Source organism: Paracidovorax sp. (assembly GCF_057642795.1).
This window is the reverse complement of record NZ_JBXYZY010000021.1, coordinates 496,888-513,938: the sequence shown is the minus strand read 5'-3', so window position 1 is coordinate 513,938 and position 17,051 is coordinate 496,888. Positions and strand designations below refer to the sequence as shown.

At 69.4% G+C, this 17,051-nt stretch carries 14 protein-coding genes; 6 read left to right on the top strand and 8 right to left on the bottom strand.

Features of this window, described 5'->3' with window-relative positions:
- Positions 1-47 precede the first annotated feature (47 nt).
- Both AC3A84_RS09200 and AC3A84_RS09195 read left to right on the top strand, forming a co-directional pair.
- Positions 48-854 (top strand): CoA transferase subunit A, encoded by an 807-nt coding sequence (locus tag AC3A84_RS09200; protein ID WP_487969278.1) that lies wholly within the window; start codon positions 48-50, stop codon positions 852-854.
- Between the two features lies 1 nt (position 855).
- Positions 856-1,494 (top strand): 3-oxoacid CoA-transferase subunit B, encoded by a 639-nt coding sequence (locus AC3A84_RS09195; protein ID WP_487969277.1) that lies wholly within the window; start codon positions 856-858, stop codon positions 1,492-1,494.
- A 68-nt stretch (positions 1,495-1,562) separates the two neighbouring features.
- Here the strand turns inward: AC3A84_RS09195 and AC3A84_RS09190 are convergent, their stop codons facing one another.
- Positions 1,563-3,221, bottom strand: coding sequence for a glucan biosynthesis protein G (locus AC3A84_RS09190; RefSeq protein ID WP_487969276.1), 1,659 nt, complete (start codon positions 3,219-3,221; stop codon positions 1,563-1,565).
- A gap of 357 nt (positions 3,222-3,578) precedes the next feature.
- On the opposite strand from AC3A84_RS09190, the gene bglX reads away from it, so the two are divergent.
- The 4 genes from bglX (at position 3,579) to AC3A84_RS09170 (ending at position 9,630) form a co-directional block, all read left to right on the top strand.
- On the top strand, positions 3,579-5,876 hold the full coding sequence (bglX, locus tag AC3A84_RS09185) for a beta-glucosidase BglX (RefSeq protein ID WP_487969275.1): 2,298 nt from the start codon (positions 3,579-3,581) through the stop codon (positions 5,874-5,876).
- Positions 5,877-6,016: 140 nt separating this feature from the next.
- A complete protein-coding gene (locus tag AC3A84_RS09180) occupies positions 6,017-7,345 on the top strand; it encodes an HD-GYP domain-containing protein (protein WP_487969274.1) in 1,329 nt (442 codons plus the stop codon).
- A gap of 133 nt (positions 7,346-7,478) precedes the next feature.
- Positions 7,479-8,324: a translesion DNA synthesis-associated protein ImuA gene (gene imuA / locus AC3A84_RS09175; protein ID WP_487969273.1), complete on the top strand. Its 846-nt coding sequence runs from the start codon at positions 7,479-7,481 to the stop codon at positions 8,322-8,324.
- A complete protein-coding gene (locus AC3A84_RS09170) occupies positions 8,290-9,630 on the top strand; it encodes a DNA polymerase Y subunit UmuC family protein (protein ID WP_487969272.1) in 1,341 nt (446 codons plus the stop codon). Before imuA ends, AC3A84_RS09170 begins: the two co-directional genes overlap by 35 nt.
- 80 nt (positions 9,631-9,710) lie before the next feature.
- On the opposite strand, the gene AC3A84_RS09165 is transcribed toward AC3A84_RS09170, so the two are convergent.
- From AC3A84_RS09165 to AC3A84_RS09135, 7 genes are all read right to left on the bottom strand, one after another.
- Positions 9,711-10,778: an NAD(P)/FAD-dependent oxidoreductase gene (locus AC3A84_RS09165; protein WP_487969342.1), complete on the bottom strand. Its 1,068-nt coding sequence runs from the start codon at positions 10,776-10,778 to the stop codon at positions 9,711-9,713.
- Between the two features lie 191 nt (positions 10,779-10,969).
- Positions 10,970-11,293, bottom strand: a complete 324-nt coding sequence (gene fdxA / locus AC3A84_RS09160) for a ferredoxin FdxA (RefSeq protein WP_487969271.1) — start codon at positions 11,291-11,293, stop codon at positions 10,970-10,972.
- A 104-nt stretch (positions 11,294-11,397) separates the two neighbouring features.
- The gene (locus AC3A84_RS09155) at positions 11,398-12,771 is read right to left on the bottom strand and encodes a sulfate adenylyltransferase subunit 1 (protein WP_487969270.1); all 1,374 of its coding nucleotides are present in this window, start codon (positions 12,769-12,771) and stop codon (positions 11,398-11,400) included.
- Positions 12,771-13,718, bottom strand: coding sequence for a sulfate adenylyltransferase subunit CysD (gene cysD, locus AC3A84_RS09150; RefSeq protein ID WP_487969269.1), 948 nt, complete (start codon positions 13,716-13,718; stop codon positions 12,771-12,773). Before cysD ends, AC3A84_RS09155 begins: the two co-directional genes overlap by 1 nt.
- Before the next feature lie 54 nt (positions 13,719-13,772).
- Complete coding sequence (locus AC3A84_RS09145; RefSeq protein WP_487969268.1) at positions 13,773-14,159, bottom strand: DUF934 domain-containing protein; 387 nt, start codon at positions 14,157-14,159, stop codon at positions 13,773-13,775.
- A gap of 28 nt (positions 14,160-14,187) precedes the next feature.
- Positions 14,188-16,035, bottom strand: a complete 1,848-nt coding sequence (locus AC3A84_RS09140) for a nitrite/sulfite reductase (RefSeq protein WP_487969267.1) — start codon at positions 16,033-16,035, stop codon at positions 14,188-14,190.
- 29 nt (positions 16,036-16,064) lie between these two features.
- Positions 16,065-16,871: a sulfite exporter TauE/SafE family protein gene (locus AC3A84_RS09135; RefSeq protein WP_487969266.1), complete on the bottom strand. Its 807-nt coding sequence runs from the start codon at positions 16,869-16,871 to the stop codon at positions 16,065-16,067.
- Positions 16,872-17,051: the final 180 nt, after the last annotated feature.

Here is a 17,051-nt window from a genome sequence, read left to right as displayed (position 1 = left end):
GTAGTATCGTAGCGTTCATCCATCCTGTCTCGATGAGGAGTCTTTCAGTGAACAAGCTATTTCCTTCGGCAGACGCGGCGCTCAAGGGCGTCGTGGCCGATGGCCAGATGCTGGCCGTCGGAGGTTTCGGGCTGTGCGGCATCCCGGAGGCGCTGATCGACGCCTTGCGCGATTCCGGCGTCAAGGACCTCACGGTCATCTCCAACAACGCGGGCGTCGATGACTTCGGGCTGGGCAAGCTGCTGCGCACGCGGCAGATCAAGAAGATGATCTCGTCCTACGTGGGCGAGAACAAGGAGTTCGAGCGCCAGTATCTCGCTGGTGAACTGGAACTGGAATTCACGCCCCAGGGCACGCTGGCCGAGAAGCTGCGTGCGGGCGGCGCGGGCATTCCGGCCTTCTTCACCAAGACCGGCGTGGGCACCATCGTAGCCGAGGGCAAGGAGCTGCGCGAATTCGACGGTGAGACCTATGTGATGGAGCGCGCCCTGGTGCCGGATGTGTCGCTCGTCAAGGCGCACCGGGCCGACAAGTCCGGCAACCTGCAGTTCCGCCTCACGGCGCGCAACTTCAACCCGGCGGCGGCCACGGCCGGCAAGCTCTGCATCGTCGAGGTGGAAGAGGTCGTAGAGATCGGCGAGATCGCGCCTGACGACGTGCATCTGCCCGGCATCTACGTGCATCGCATCGTCCATAACCCGGCGCCTGAAAAGCGTATCGAGAAACGCACCGTGAGCGCTGCCGCGCCGGTCGATGTCGCGGCCGCGAAGGTGGAGGCTCAGGCCGTCATCGCCCAGGCCGCCGCCTCCGCGGAAGCCCCCGCGGTGCCTGCCAACAAACAAGAAGGAGCCTGACATGCCCTGGACCCAAGACCAGATGGCCGCACGTGCGGCGCAGGAACTGGAAGACGGCTTCTACGTGAACCTCGGCATCGGCATTCCCACCCTGGTGGCCAATCACACGGGCGACAAGGAAGTGTGGCTGCAGTCCGAGAACGGCATGCTGGGCATCGGCCCGTTTCCGACCGAAGACGCGGTGGATGCCGACCTCATCAACGCCGGCAAGCAGACGGTGACGACCATCCCCGGCTCGTCCATCTTCGGCAGCGACCAGTCGTTCGCCATGATCCGCGGCGGCAAGATCAATCTGTCGATCCTCGGCGCCATGCAGGTCAGCGAAAAGGGAGATCTCGCCAACTGGATGATCCCCGGCAAGATGGTCAAGGGCATGGGCGGCGCGATGGACCTGGTGGCCGGCGTCAAGCGTGTGATCGTGCTCATGGAGCACGTCGCGAAGAAGAAGGACGGCACCGAGGACCTGAAGATCCTGCCCGCCTGCACGCTGCCCCTGACCGGCGTGGGCGTGGTGGACCGCATCATCACGGACCTGGCCGTGATGGACGTCACGCCCGAAGGCCTCAAGCTGGTGGAACTGGCACCCGACGTGAGCTTCGAGGCCGTGCAGGCCAAGACCGGCGTGTCGCTGGTCCGCTGAGCGCCGTGTGCCCCAAGCAAAAAGCCCGGCATCACCGGGCTTTTTGCTTGTGAGTCGCTTCTCCGCCTTCAGGGCGTGGTGGTGGCCTTGGTCGGTTCGGCCGGCGCCGGTGGCTGGGCGAGCGGCTGCGTCTGCACGGGCGTGGGCGGATTGGCCGGAATCTGGTAGCTCCACGTCTCGCTCACGGCCCTGTCGCCCTGCATCAGCGTGGCGCGCATTTCCACCGGCAGAGAGGGGTTCTTGACCCGCACGCGCACCGTCACGCGCCATCCCTGGATGGCGGGGTTGCGTTGCAGGCTCGCGCCCAGCAGGTCGGCGTTGCTGTCCACGCTGACCTGGGGCGTGATCGCCGTGCCCTCCGGCAGCTGGGCCACGGCGGGGCCTTCGAAGTCGATCAGGAAGGCGCTGGCACCATCGGGCTTGCGGATCAGGTTGGCCTGCAGTTCCTCGCTCTCGGTGTGCAGGGTCTGCCTGACCCAGGCGTTGTCCGCCCCGTGCAGCGCGGGCTCGTCCGTCGTCCAGTGCATGCGGTAGGCGAACTGCAGCATGTCGCCGCGGCGGGCCGGGGCGTCGGGCGTCCAGAAGGCCGCTATGTTGTCGTTGGTCTCGTCGGGTGTGGGGATCTCCATCAGCGTCACGTGGCCCTTGCCCCAGTTGCCCAGCGGCTCGATCCAGGCGCTGGGGCGCAGGTCGTAGCGGTCCTTGAGGTCTTCGTAGCGCGAGAACTCGCGCCCGCGCTGCAGCAGGCCGAAGCCCTTGGGGTTGTCCACCTCGAAGGAGCTGATCGCCAGCTGGCGCGGATTGTTCAGCGGGCGCCAGAGCCATTCGCCCGTGCCGGTGTGGATGGCCAGGCCGTTGGAGTCGTGGATGGCCGGGCGGAAGTTGCCGCGCTGGAGGTCGGACTGCTGGTTGGGCCCATACAGGAACATGCTGGTCAGCGGCGCGATGCCCAGCGTCCTGACGTCACCGCGCAGGAAAATGTTGGCCTGCACGTCCACCACGGCATCCTTGCCGCCGGGCACCACGGTGAAGCGGTAGGCGCCGGTGGCTCGCGGCGAGTCGAGCAGGGCGTAGATCACCAGCTGGCGGTCCTGCGCGGCGGGCCGCTGAATCCAGAACTCGCGGAAGTTGGGGAACTCCTCGCCACCCGGCGGCGCCGTGTCGATCGCCAGCCCGCGGCTGGACAAGCCGTACACCTGGCCCTTGCCGATCACGCGGAAGTAGCTCGCGCCCAGGAAGCTCACGATCTCGTCGAGCTTGCCGGGCTGGTTGATGGGGTAGAGCACGCGAAAGCCCGCGTATCCGAGGGTGCTGGTGGCGCTGCGGTCGAAGTTCAGGTCGCCGAAGTCGAAGCGCCCGGCGTCGTAGTGGATCTCCTGCACGCCTTGGGGCGTGATCTCGTTGATGCGCACCGGGGCGTTGAACTGCATACCCTGGTGGTAGAAGCTCAGGCGAAAGGGCGTGGGCTGGTCGCGCCACTCGAAGCGGTCCGCGCGCGGCTGCATCTTCTGGTAGTCGGCGAACTGCATGCCGCTGAAGACGGGCGGCAGGTTGTTCGCGGGGGCCACGTAGGGCTTTTCCATCAGGTCGCGGGCCTGGCGGGTGACGTCGTCGAGCGAGAACGCCTGGGCGTGGCCCGCAACAGGCAGGCAGATGAGGGTGGCGAGACCGGCGAGGGCCAGAAGCGATCGGGTGCGCAGGCGTGCGGCGGCAAACAACAGGGTCATGGACAGGGACGGTAGTTCAGTGGACAGGCTGCGGCGTGACGGAGCGTAACGCGGCGGCGCGGCGCCAGGCGCTGGCTTCGGTCGGGCCCTGCACCCTCGGCGCCGGGCCGTGGCGTGTGCGATGGAGCCGAAGCAAACTTCCTGCCGGGCCCCCGGCATGTTGCGGCATGCAACAGTTCAGGGGCCGGTTTCGGGCGCGGAACGCGGACTTGAGCTTAGCATTCGCCACCCGCCGTGCCGCCTTGTGTCTGGCCGGCCGCATGCCCTGGCATGCAAAGCCCCGGTGGCCGATCGCCCGCACGTGCCCAGAGCGCGGCCAGCCCGCACCACCCGCGCCAACCATCCGAAAGTGACTGAATGAAGCAATCGTGGATTCTTGTGCTGTCCGCTGCGCTGGCGGCCCCCGCCGCCTGGGCGCAGGCGCAGCAGCCGAACCCTGCAGAGGCGAAGAAGACCTTCGTGGCCGACCTGGTCGGCCGCATGACCCTGGAAGAGAAGATCGGCCAGCTGCGCCTGATCAGCATCGGCCCGGAGATGCCCATAGGGCAACTGGCCGATGAGATCACTGCCGGCCACGTGGGCGGCACCTTCAACTCGGTGAACCGCCCCGACAACCGCCGGCTGCAGGATGCGGCCATGAAGACGCGGCTGAAGATCCCGATGTTCTTCGCCTACGACGTCATCCACGGCCACCGCACCACCTTCCCGATCGGCCTGGGCCTGGCGTCCACCTGGGACATGGCCTCCGTGGAGCGCATGGCGCGCACGGCCGCGCGGGAAGCGGCGGCCGACTCCATCGACATGACCTTCGCGCCCATGGTGGACATCTCGCGCGATCCGCGCTGGGGCCGCACCTCCGAGGGCTTCGGCGAAGACCCGTACCTGGTGTCGCAGATCGCCCGGGCCACGGTGCAGGGCTTCCAGGGCCCGCAGCGGCCGCTGGCGGCGGACCGCATCATGGCGAGCGTCAAGCACTTCGCGCTCTATGGCGCGGTGGAAGGCGGGCGTGACTACAACGCCGTGGACATGAGCCCGATGCGCATGTACCAGGACTACCTGCCGCCCTACAAGGCCGCGATCGACGCGGGCGCGGGCGGCGTGATGGTGGCGCTGAACTCCATCAACGGCGTGCCGGCCACCTCCAACACCTGGCTGATGCAGGACCTGCTGCGCCGCGACTGGGGCTTCAAGGGCGTGACGGTGAGCGACCACGGCGCCATCGTCGAGCTGACGCGCCACGGCGTGGCCCGCGACGAGCGCGAGGCCGCCAAGCTCGCCATCCGCGCCGGCATCGACATGAGCATGGCCGACTCGGTGTACTGGAAGGAGCTGCCCGGCCTGGTGCGCTCCGGCGAAGTGCCGATGCAGCAGATCGACAACGCGGTGACCGAGGTGCTCGGCGCCAAGTACGACATGGGCCTTTTCAAGAACCCCTACCTGCGCATCGGCGCGGCCAAGGACGACCCGGCGGATCTCAAGGCCGACAGCCGCCTCGACCGGCCGGCCGCGCGCGAGGTGGCGCGCCAGTCGCTGGTGCTGCTGGAAAACCGCAATGGCACGCTGCCGCTCTCCAGGAAGGCTTCCATTGCCCTGGTCGGACCGCTGGCCGATGCGCCGATCGACATGCTGGGCAGCTGGTCTGCCGCCGGCTACGACAAGCTGGCCGTGACCCTGCGCGCCGGGCTGAACGCCGCCATCGGCCAGGGCGGGCGGGTGACCTATGCGCGGGGCGCCAACATCACCGGCGACGAAGCCATCGTCAAGTACCTGAACTTCCTCAACTGGGATGCGCCCGAGGTCACGCAGGACCCGCGCACGCCGGCCGAGATGATCCAGGAGGCCGTGCGCCTGGCGCAGCAGTCCGACGTGATCGTGGCCGCCGTGGGCGAGGCGCGCGGCATGTCGCACGAATCGTCGAGCCGCACCAGCCTGGATCTGCCGCAGAGCCAGCGCGACCTGATCACCGCCCTCAAGGCCACCGGCAAGCCACTGGTGCTGGTGCTGATGAACGGCCGCCCGCTGGCGCTGCAGCGCGAGCAGAAGGAGGCCGATGCGATCCTGGAAACCTGGTACGCCGGCACCGAAGGCGGCAACGCCATCAGCGACGTGCTCTTCGGCGACTACAACCCCTCGGGCAAGCTGCCGATCTCGTTCCCGCGCTCGGTGGGCCAGATCCCCACCTACTACAACCATGCGCGCCTGGGCCGCCCGTTCACCGAGGGCAAGCCCGGCAACTACACCTCGCAGTACTTCGAGGAAGTGACCGGCCCGCTCTATCCCTTCGGCTACGGCCTGAGCTACACCGACTTCGCGCTCTCCGATGTCGTGCTCTCCAGCCCGACGATGGCGCGCGGCGGGCAGATCGAGGCCGCGGTGACGGTGAAGAACACCGGCCGGCGCGCGGGCGAGACCGTGGTGCAGCTCTATATCCAGGACGTCGCCGCATCGGTGGTGCGCCCGGTCAAGGAGCTCAAGGGCTTTCGCAAGCTGATGTTGCAGCCGGGCGAGGAGCGCGTGCTGCGCTTCCCGATCACCGAAGAGCAGCTCAAATTCTTCAACGCCCGCCTGGAACACGTGGCCGAGCCGGGCCGTTTCAACGTGCAGATCGGTCTGGACTCTCAGGCCGTTCGGGAGCAGGGCTTCGAGTTGCGCTGAAGCCATCTGCGCGCGGATGGGAGGGCGGCCCGGCGCGCATGCACCGCAGCAGGGCAGGCGCAGACTCTTTCGTGGAGGAGGGAAAGCGGCTTATATTGCTCGCAACAGTGCTCGCTTCTCAGCCTACTCCTTCTGTCTGAATGAACGCTCTTTCCCAGAACGCCGACTCCCTTGCCGGCGCTGACCAGGCCGGCGACAAGCACTACCTGCGCGCTGTGACCGACATGGCAGAGCGGTGCACGGTGGTGGCGCGCGACGCCCTCTATACCGACAGCGGCATCAAGCTTCTGGACAAAGGTGCGCGCGTGGACAGCCGGCTCTACGAGCGGCTGGTGCATCACAAGCTGCGCGGCTCCATTGACGAGCAGCTGGGCGTGGAAGATGCGATCACCGTGCCTGATCTGATCGGGATGGCGCGGGCTCAGTGCAGTAGCGAACCGCTGGCCAGCATGCTGGCGGCGGCGGCGGGCGGCGCAGATCGGCTGCTGGCTCCGTTGCGGTCGCTGCCGCTGCCGCCGCCCATGGCCTTCAAGCTGACCGTGATGCGCGAGCAGCGTCCCGAATTGCTCTCGCACAGCGTGCTCGTGATGCTGACGGCCCTGTTCCTGGGCCTGCGAAGCGGTTTGAATGAGCGGGAATGCACGCCGCTGGCCGCCGCCGCGCTGCTGCACGACATCGGTGTACTGCACATGGACCCGGTCTGGCGCGACCCGGTGCACAAGGTGACAGGCCCGGGCCGCAAACATCTGGTGGCGCATCCGGTGACGGCGATGCTCGTCATCCGCGCGCTGCACGTCTATCCCAAGTCAGTCGAAACCGCCGTACTGGAGCACCACGAGCGCATGGATGGCACCGGCTACCCCCGAGGGCTGGATGGCGGGCAGATCTCGCCTACCGGCCAGATCCTGCTGCTGTCGGAGGTGGTGGCCGCGTTTTTCGAGAAATACCGTGACGAGCCGGCCCAGCGGCTGTCGCTGTCTCTCCGGCTGAATCACCGCAAGTTCCCGCCGGCGCTCACGGCGCTGCTGCTGCCTCTGTTGCAAAAGCTCCCCACAGGAGCGGCCGACCCCATTGCGCTGCAGCGCCAGGTGGCGCTCGGCATCGAGGTGCTATCGGAGGCCTTTGGCTCGTGGGACAAGGTTCGCGCGGGGCTGCCCGCCGACCAGCTGGCCCTGGCGTCCGGCAAGGCCTGTGCCTACATCGACCTGTGGCTGATCGCCCTGCAGAAGGCTCTCTACGAGGCGGGTTCGCACCCGCGCCAGCAGGCCGAAATGCTGCCCTCCTTGCAAGACGACCCCGAGGGCCTGGCCGAGCTGGAGCTGCTGGGCCGCGAGGCGCTGTGGCAGCTGCAGAGCATTCTCGACGCCAGCTATAGCCGCTGGCCGCAACTGGCTCAGCGCGCAGACGTGTGCGATGCCGCGGTAGCCGACTGGCGCGACGCCTGTGCGCAAGGACTGGGCACGGCCTGAAGCCCCGATTCCTGAGGGTGTCCCCTGTGCCCGGAACGGCCCTGAATGAGGGCCAAGGGCAGATGCACTGACGAACCCTGTGGTCTGGGAGGTAGCAATGCTGTATATTTGAACAGTATTTTGCTGTCGTCCCATGTCCATCCCTGCCTCGCTCCATGCCGTGACCGCCGCTGCCCTGCGGCAGCCGGGCCGTGGCGTGCCCGAGGTGCCAGGCGTCTGGCAGGGCGGATCGTGGGGGGCGGCAGCGCCGCACCGCAACCGGCCCACGGGCCATGCATCGCTCGATGCCCAGCTGCCCGGCGGTGGTTGGCCTTTGGGCGCGATGGCGGAGCTGCTGCTGCCGGCGCAGGCCATGCAGGCGTGGCCCCTCGTTCTGCCCGGCCTGGCTCTGGCGGTGGCTGAGGGCGAGCCCGGGCGCGTGGTGCTGGTGGCTCCGCCCCATGAGCCCTTCGCGCCCGCCCTGCAGGCCGCCGGCCTGCCGGCCCAGCGGTTGTGCGTGGTGCTGCCCGGCACCTGCCAGGCGGCAGAAGCCTGCTGGGCGAGCGAGCAGGCGCTGCGCTGCCGCGACGTGCTGGCGGTTCTGGCCTGGCTGCCGCATGCGCGGCCGGAGATGCTGCGGCGCCTGCACCTGGCCGCAGCCCAGCAGGGGCGCTGGCTGTGGGTCCTGCGCCCCGAGGCGCAGCGCGCCCAGGCTTCGCCCGCGCCGCTGCGGCTGTGGGTGCAGCGGGCTGGCGCCGAGCTCCGCGTGCAGGTGATCAAGCGTCGCGGGCCGCCCTTGCTCGAACCCGTCATGCTGCCGTTGCGCCCGCCTGCATTGCCGGCCGTGTTGGAAGCCCAGGCGCACCGCCAGCAGCAGGCGCGCAAGGACGCCGGCCGGCTGTTGCAGGCCCGCCGCCAGCCGGCCCCCGCCGCCTCGTCTTCTCTTTCGCCATCGGGACTGCTGCATGCACTGGGTCGCACTGCCCTTGTGCGCGGATGAGCCCGCCGCGCCCGGCGTGCCGGCCGAGGCCGGTGCCTGGTGGGCGCTGCGCTTTTCCCCGCGCGTGGCCGTGATCGACGAGGCGGTGCTGGCCGAGATTTCCACCACCGCACGCCTGTGGGGCGGTCTGCCGGCGCTGCTGGAGCAGCTGCGCGCCGACGCGCCTGGCGTTGCCTCGTCAACCGATCTGCCGCTGGCCCAAGGCCCCACGGCCCTGCAGGCTCTGGCCCAGCTACGCTTGCTGCAGGCCGGCCATCCGCTGCCGCAGCGCCTGCCGCACGATCTGCCGCTGCGTACCCTGAGCGCAGCGCGGCCTCATGCCCATGGGCTGGCGCAGCTGGGCTGCCGCACCTGGGGCGCTTTGCGGGCGCTGCCCCGCGCCGGGGTGGCGCGGCGCTTCGGCGGGCCCCTGCTGCATGCGCTGGACCAGGCCTGGGGCGACGCGCCGCACCAGCCGCCGTGGGTGGCGTTGCCCGAGGTTTTCGCCCTGGAGGCCGAGCTGCCCGCTCTGGCCGAATCGGCCCCGGCCCTGCTGTGGTCCGCCAGCGCTCTGCTGCAGGCCTTGCAGGGCTGGCTGCAGGGGCGCCACCAGGGCGTGCTGGCCCTGCGCCTGCAATGGCACCACCACCTGCGCCGCCTTGACGGACTGGACCTGCCGCCCTGGGATGGCGTGGATCTGCGCACGGCCGAGCCCGCGCAGGAGATGGCACACCTGCGGCGGCTGCTGGCCGAGCGGCTGGCGCACTGCCGGTTCTCGGCCCCGGTGGATCGCATCGCCCTGCGCGCCCTGCAGACCGGGCCGGCGGCTGCGGCCAGCGGCAGCCTGCTGCCGCCAGGCCCGCACGAGGCCGTGGGCGAGCCGTGGCATCAGCTGCAGGAACGCTGGTCCGCCCGGCTGGGAGCGCACCGCGTGCAGGCCGTGCAGCTGCATGCCGACCACCGGCCCGAACGCATGCAGTCCTGGCACGCCATGGAGGGCGGCGGTGCTGTGTCGGCGGGCCGCATCGGCACCACCACCGCTGCCACCGACCCGCGTGCCGCGCTCTGGCCGGCCTGGCTGGTGCAGCCGCCCGAGCCACTGGCGGTGCAGCGCCACCGCCCCTGCCTGCACGGGCCGCTACGGCTGCTGGCCGGGCCGGAACGTTTCGAGGCCGCCTGGTGGGAGGCGTCCGGCACCCCGGACGAGGCGTCGGGCGAAGGCCCGGCGCGCCGCGACTATTTCGTCGCCCATGGCGATGCGGCAGGCTATGTGTGGGTGTTCCGCGACCTGGAGGGGCGGTGGTTCCTGCACGGCCTCTACGGCTGAGCGCGAACGGGGCGAAGGGGACGCGCGGGATTGCGCGGGCCGGTCGCCGGCCGCCAGGGCCCGGGCGGTCCTGGGCGCGCTCAGACGGCGGGCGCTGCCACACCCAGCCGCTCGTGCAAGCGGGTGCTGGTGGTGGTGTATTGCAGCGCCACTGGGCCGCCGTTCAGGGTTTCGGCGGCGGCGAAGGCGGCCAGGGTGGCTTCGTGGAAGGCGCAGAGCAGCAGCTTGCGCTTGCCGGGGTAGGTGTTGATGTCGCCCACCGCGTGGATGGCGGGGATGCTGGTGCGGAAGCTGGCCGGGTCCACCACGAGCTGCTTGCGTTCCATGGCCAGGCCCCAGTCGGCCACGGGACCCAGGCGCGGCGAAATACCCAGGTAGGCCAGCAGCAGGTCGAGCGGCAGGCGCGACATGCCACCGTCAGGCAGAGCCAGCTGCAGGGCCTGCAGGCGGCCACCGGCCGCCTCGATGCCCGTGATCTGCCCGGCCACGACGCGGATGCGGCCGCTCTCGCGCAGCGCGGCGAGTTCGGCCAGCGCCTCGGGCGGCGCCTGGAAAACGTCGCGCCGGTGCAGCAGGGTGACGCTCGCGGGAGCCTCGGCACTCTTTGCTCGGGCGCAGGCGATGGCGGCCAGCACGGCGCCATCTTCGCCGCCGTGCACCACGACATGGCGGCCGGCTGCGCGGGCTGGGAGCGTGGCGGTGTCGGGGTGATAGAGCAGCTGCGTGCCGGCGAAGGCGTCGATGCCCTCGGCTTTGACGGCGCGTGGCACGAAGGCGCCCACGCCGGCTGCGATGAACACGGTGCGTGCCAGCAGCCGGGTGCCGGCGCTGGTCTGCAGCCGCACGCGGCCATCGGGCTGCAGCGACAGTTCGGCAACGGTCTGGCCCAGGTGGCGCTGCAGCGGGAAGGGGGCGATCTGCTGCTCCAGCAGCGCGACCAACTCGCGTCCGGTGCAGACCGGCACGCCGGGAACGTCGTAGATGGGCTTGTCGGGATAGAGCTCGGCGCATTGGCCGCCCGTGTGGGGCAGGGCGTCGATCAAGTGGGCGGCAATGCCCTGCAGCCCGAGCTGAAAAACCTGGAACAGGCCGGCCGGCCCTGCGCCGATGACGACGGCATCGGCTTCGATCGGGTGAATGTCTTCAATCACGTGCGCAGCGGCTCACGACACCCTTGCGAGGAGCGAGGGTAGCGGCACGGACCTCCGCCACGGCCCAGGCCGGCAGACGCCGCGCACGGGCTCGCCCCGCCGCGCTGGCATCGCCCCCTTCCGGCCAGCGAAGCGCCGCCAGAGAAGGGGGGAGCGGCGAAGCCGCTCGGGCGGAGACATCCATCACTTCAGCGGATCAGTTCGGCAAGCTTGCCGGGCTTGCCGTTCCACTCGTCGGCGTCGGGCAATGCGGGCTTGCGCTTGGTGATGCTCTTGAACTGGGGCGAGAGTTCGGCGTTGAGCTTGATGAAGGCGATCTGGTCGGCCGGCAGGTCTTCTTCAGCGAAGATGGCATTGGCTGGGCATTCGGGAATGCAGACGGCGCAGTCGATGCATTCGTCGGGGTCGATCACGAGGAAGTTCGGGCCTTCGCGGAAGCAGTCCACGGGGCACACGTCCACGCAATCGGTGTACTTGCACTTGATGCAGTTTTCGGAGACGACGTGAGTCATGTTCGGTATCTGGGTATTCGGGGGTAACCCGCGATTTTAGGCGGGATCGAAAGACGGGCCGCAGCCCGTCTTTTCACGGCAGGGTCTACGCGCCTTGACGCGGCTCAATTCACCAGCACGGCGCCGGCCGTCTTGTGGCTGGCGGTATCGACCAGGATCAGTGAGCCCAGCACGCGGGCCTGGCTGAAGGGCGCGGCGGGCAGGGCTTCCTGCAGCAGCAGCTCGACGTGGCCGATGGCGTTGGGGTCGAGCTGGTTCGCATCCTCCTCGGCCAGGGTGTTGATGTCGAGCCGATGGACCACGCGGCGCACCTTGGCCTTGACCCAGCGGTGACCGTGCAGCGCCCAATAGACGCGGCCGGCGACCAGGGGCTCGTCGTCCATCCAGGCGACAGTGGTGCGCAGCTCGCGCTGGCCGGGCCAGGGCGATGCGGCGGCAGGCGTGTCGCCGAAGTCGTCGTCGGCCGCAGCGGCGGCCGGCGCCGCGGGCGCGGCCAGCAGCCAGTCGCCGCGCGAGACATCGACTTCGCGGTCCAGGATGATGCCGGCGCTGGTGCCGGCCGCCACGTCGCCGGGGCGGCGGGCATGGTCCAGCACCTGGGCCACGGTGGCCAGCTGGCCGCTCGGGAAGATCTGCACGGCGGTGCCGGGCGCCACGCTGCCTGCGGCCACGCGGCCCCAGAAGACGCGCCGGCCCTGGGTGGTGTCGGCGGACGAGGAGAACTTCTCGACCCACTGCACCGGGAAGGCCAGCGGCAGCGCCGTGTCGGCCGGCGTGCCGGGCAGCGATTCGAGGATCTGCAGCAGGCTGGGCCCTTCGTAGCCGCACCAGCCGGCCTGCGGATCGACCACGTTCCAGCCCTTGAGGGCCGACACGGGCACGGTGGCGCGCACGGAGATGCCGGCCGCCTGGGCGAACCGGTCCAGCGCGGCGCGGATGTGCGTGAAGGCGAGGGCGGGGTCTTCGACCGCGTCCAGCTTGTTCACGGCGAACACCAGCGAGGGCACGCGCAGCAGGTTGACCAGCAGCGAGTGGCGGCGGGTCTGCGGCAGCAGGGCCAGCTGCGGGTTCTTCCAGTCGAGCTTGGTGGCATCGACCAGCACCACGGCGGCATCGGCGCTGCTGGCGGCGGTGACCATGTTGCGGGTGTACTGCTCGTGGCCCGGCGTGTCGCCGATGATGAACTTGCGCGTCTCGGTGGCGAAGTAGCGGTAGGCCACGTCGATGGTGATGCCCTGCTCGCGCTCGGCGGAGAGGCCATCGGTCAGCAGCGCCAGATCGGTTTCGCCACCGCGCGTTACGCCGGCCAGGTGGTCCTGCAGCACGGCGCGGCTGTCCACCAGCAGGCGGCCGATGAGCGTGCTCTTGCCGTCATCGACCGAGCCGCAGGTGATGAACTTGAGCGCGGATTGGTGGTCGTTCTGGCCTGCAGCGATTGCTGCGCCTGCGTTGTCAGCTATCGAATTCATAGTCGTCATCAGAAATACCCGTCCTTCTTGCGCTTTTCCATGGAGGCGTCGGAGGTCTTGTCGTCCATGCGGGTGGCGCCGCGTTCGCTCACGTCGGCGGCCAGCGTCTCGATGACGATGTCGGCGGCGGTGGCGGCGGGGCTCTCCACGGGGCAGGTGCAGGTGATGTCGCCCACGGTGCGGAAGCGCACGTCGCGCGTTTCCACCGTTTCGCCGTCGCGCGGCGGGGTGAGTTCGGTCACGGGCACCAGCAGGCCTTTGCGTTCGACCACCTGGCGCTTGTGGGTGTAGTAGAGCGAGGGCAGGGCGATCTGCTCGCGGTCGATGTACTGCCACACGTCCAGCTCGGTCCAGTTGCTGATGGGGAACACGCGGAAGTGCTCGCCGGGCGCCAGGCGGGTGTTGAACAGGGTCCAGAGTTCGGGCCGCTGGGCCTTGGGCTGCCACTGGCCGAAGCTGTCGCGGTGGCTGAAGATGCGTTCCTTGGCGCGGGCCTTTTCCTCGTCGCGGCGGGCGCCGCCGATGAGGGCGTCGAAGCGGAATTCCTCGATGGCTTCGAGCAGCGTCACCGACTGGTGGACGTTGCGCGATTCGCCCGGATGGGCCAGGCGCACCGTGCCGCGCGCCATCGAATCCTCCACGCTGCGCACGATGAGCTCGGCGCCCAGTTCCTGGGCGCGGAAGTCGCGGAAGTCGGTCACTTCGGGGAAGTTGTGGCCGGTGTCGATCATGAGCAGCGGGTAGGGGATGCGGCCGGCGCCGAAGGCCTTTTCGGCGCACTTGAGCATGACCAGCGAGTCCTTGCCGCCCGAGAACAGCAGGGCGGGGCGTTCGAAGGCGGCGGCCACCTCGCGCAGGATGAAGATGGTCTCTTCTTCCAGCGCGTCCAGGTGGCGGTTGCTGAGCTGGCTCAGGGCCGCCGTGGCGGCCAGGGGTTCGTCGATGCGGGCGTTCATGCGCGGGGCTTCTTTCGCTGGGTCGTGTCGGGTGTGGTGCAGTGCAGAGGGGGCTCAGGCCGCCTCGGCCTGGCGGAAGTGCGGCAGCGCGTGCTGCGCATCGCCCTGGTAGAAGGCCGGGAAGCGGTGCAGCTGGCGCTCGGCGGCGGCGATGTCCTGGTCTTCGCGCAGCACGGCCACGTCGAAGCCGCAGCGCGCCATCTGCAGCACCTGGTCCACCAGCACGTCGCCGGTGGCGCGGATCTCGCCGGTGAACTTCAGGCGGCCGCGCAGCAGGCGGGCCTGGCTGAAGGCGCGGCCGTCGGTGAACTTGGGGAAGTGCAGGTCGATGCGGGTGACGCCGGCCAGGTCTTGCGCGAGCGGGTCGGCATCGTTGGCCAGTTCCAGCACTTTCTGGCCTTCTGCGCCCGTGGAATGCGCGCTGCTAGCTATTATTTTCATAGTGATTCTCGGAAAGGGTTCGGGCGGTTCAGGCGGCGGCAGGAGCGGCTTCGGCCGGGTGGCGGGCGGCGCTGCCGGCGGCCTTGAAGGGCTCCAGGCCGATGCGGCGCACGGTGTCGATGAAGTGCTCCTGGCGCGGGCCGCTGGCGGCGTCCTCGGCCACGGTCTGGCGGTGTTCGCGGTAGGTCGCCAGCAGGGCCTCGATCACGCCGGGCACCTCGGAGGCGCTGAACGACGGGCCGATGACCTTGCCCGGCTGGGCGGGGCCCGAGAGGTCGGAGCCGTCGGCGCCGCCCAGCGTGATCTGGTACCACTCCTTGCCGTCCTTATCGACGCCCAGGATGCCGATGTGGCCGCTGTGGTGGTGGCCGCAGCTGTTGATGCAGCCGCTGATGTGCAGGTCGATCTCGCCCAGGTCCCAGAGCTCGTCCAGGTCCTGGTAGCGCTCGGTGATGGCTTCGGCGATGGGCAGCGAGCGCGCGTTGGCCAGCGAGCAGAAGTCGCCGCCCGGGCAGGCGATCATGTCGGTCAAGAGGCCGATGTTGGGCTGGGCCAGGCCCAGCGCCTTGGCGGCCTTGTAGAGGGCGGGCAGCTGGTCGCGGCGCACCCAGGGCAGCACCAGGTTCTGCTCGTGCGTCACGCGCAGCTCGCCGGCCGAGAAGCGGTCGGCCAGGTCGGCGGCGGCATCCATCTGGTCGCCGGTGGCGTCGCCGGGCGCATAGCCCAGGCGCTTGAACGACAGCACGACGGCGCGCAGCTGCGGCAGGCGGTGCGGCAGCACGTTGCTTTGCAGCCAGCGGCCGAAGTTGCGGTCTTCTTCGCCGGCCGCGCGCAGCAGGGCCAGGGTTTCGGCCTCGGCGTCGGCGGGGGAGAGGTCGAGCGCCGGGTCCTGGAAGTGGGATGCCACGCGGTCGTACTCGGCCTGGGTGATGGTGTGCGGGCCGCCTTCGACCTCGACGATCTGGCGGAATTCCTCATCGACCTGGTCGATGAAGCTCTGCCCCTCGGCCTTCACCAGGATCTTGATGCGCGCCTTCCAGGCGTTGTCGCGGCGGCCGTAGCGGTTATAGACGCGGATCACGGCCTCCAGGTAGTTCATGAGGTGGTTCCAGGGCAGGAACTCGCGCAGCACCGGGCTGATGGTGGGCGTGCGGCCCATGCCGCCGCCCACGCGCACCTTGAAGCCCAGCTCGCCGGCCTCGTTCTTGAGCAGCTGCAGGCCCACGTCGTACCAGCCCAGGGCGGCGCGGTCTTCGCGAGCGCCGCTCAGCGACACCTTGAACTTGCGCGGCAGGAAGGCGAATTCGGGGTGCAGCGTGCTCCACTGGCGCAGGATCTCGGCGAAGGGGCGCGGGTCGGCGATCTCGTCGGCGGCGATGCCGGCCAGCGCGTCGCTGTTGATGTTGCGGATGCAGTTGCCGCTGGTCTGGATGCCGTGCATCTGCACGCTGGCCAGCAGGTCCATCACGTCGGCGCTCTTGTCCAGCGGGATCCAGTTGAACTGCACGTTGGTACGGGTGGTGAAGTGGCCGTAGCCGTACTTCAGCCGGGTGCCGATGCGGCGGCCGTCGGCCAGGGTGATGTCGCCCAGCTTTTCCTGCGCGGCCTGGGCCTCGGCCAGCAGGGCCGCATCAGGCTGGTCGTATTCGCGGGCCACGCGGGCCAGCGTGCGCAGCTGGGTGCTGGAGAGCTCGCCGTAGGGTACGGCCACGCGCAGCATGGGTGCATAGCGCTGCACATACCAGCCGTTCTGCAGGCGCAGCGGCTTGAAGTCGTCGCCCGTGAGCTTGCCGGCCTGGTAGCGCTCCAGCTGGTCGCGGTATTGCTCCGCGCGCAGGCGGATGAACTGTTTGTCGAATTCTGTGTATTGGTACATGGTGGGGTTGCGCTTGTCGTGTGGCGCGCTCAGATCAGAACCAGTTTGGCGCCCGCCCAGGCGAGCAGCACGGAGAGGGCGGAGCGTATGAGCCGCTCGGGCGCCCGCGAAACGAGGCGTGCGCCGAGCCAGATGCCCGGCAGCGAGCCAGCCAGCAATTGGAGCAGAAGCGGCCAGTCCACGGAGCCGAGCGAGGCATGTCCCAGCCCGGCGACCAGCGTGAGCGGCACGGCATAGGCGATGTCGGCCGCGATGATGCGCGGCAGCGGCAGCAGCGGAAAGACCATCAGCAGCACGGTGACGCCGATGGCGCCCGCGCCCACCGAGGTGAAGGTGACCAGCGTGCCGATGACCGCGCCCAGCAGCACGGGCAGGCTCCAGTGGCGGGGGCGCGTGGCATCGGCCTCGCTCACGCTGTCCCGCGCGGCGCGTTCGGCCGCAGCCCGGGCGGGCGAGAAGGCGATGGCCTTGTAGAGCGTGGCGGCAGCCGTGAGCAGCAGGGCCACGCCCAGCGTGGTGGTCATGATCTGCTGGGCTACATGGCTGGCCGGGCCCATGCGTTCGAGCGCCCAGAGCGCCAGCAGCGCGGCCGGGATGCTGCCCGAGCAGAGCAGGCCCACCACGCGCCAGGGCACCAGGCGCTGGCGGGCCAGGCTCACCGTACCGCCCATCTTGGTGAAGGCGGCGAACAGCAGGTCAGTGCCCACGGCCATGTGCGGCTTCACGCCGAAGAAGAAGATCAGCAGCGGCGTCATCAGCGAGCCGCCGCCCACGCCGGTCAAGCCGACGATCAAACCGACCGCGAATCCCGCGAAAACGAACGCCAAGTCATGCATGGGGCGTGACTTTAGGCAATTGTCTTATGGTTTCAAACTACTGTTTGGTCCTTCATGTATATCGTTATGTGTATATCGAGGTGGCCGTCGGCAGTGCCGCAGTGAGGGTGCCGGCAAGCCAGCGGAACTGGGGGGCGGGCGCATGGCGTATCGTTGTGCGCGCAACTCTGCTGCGCCCGT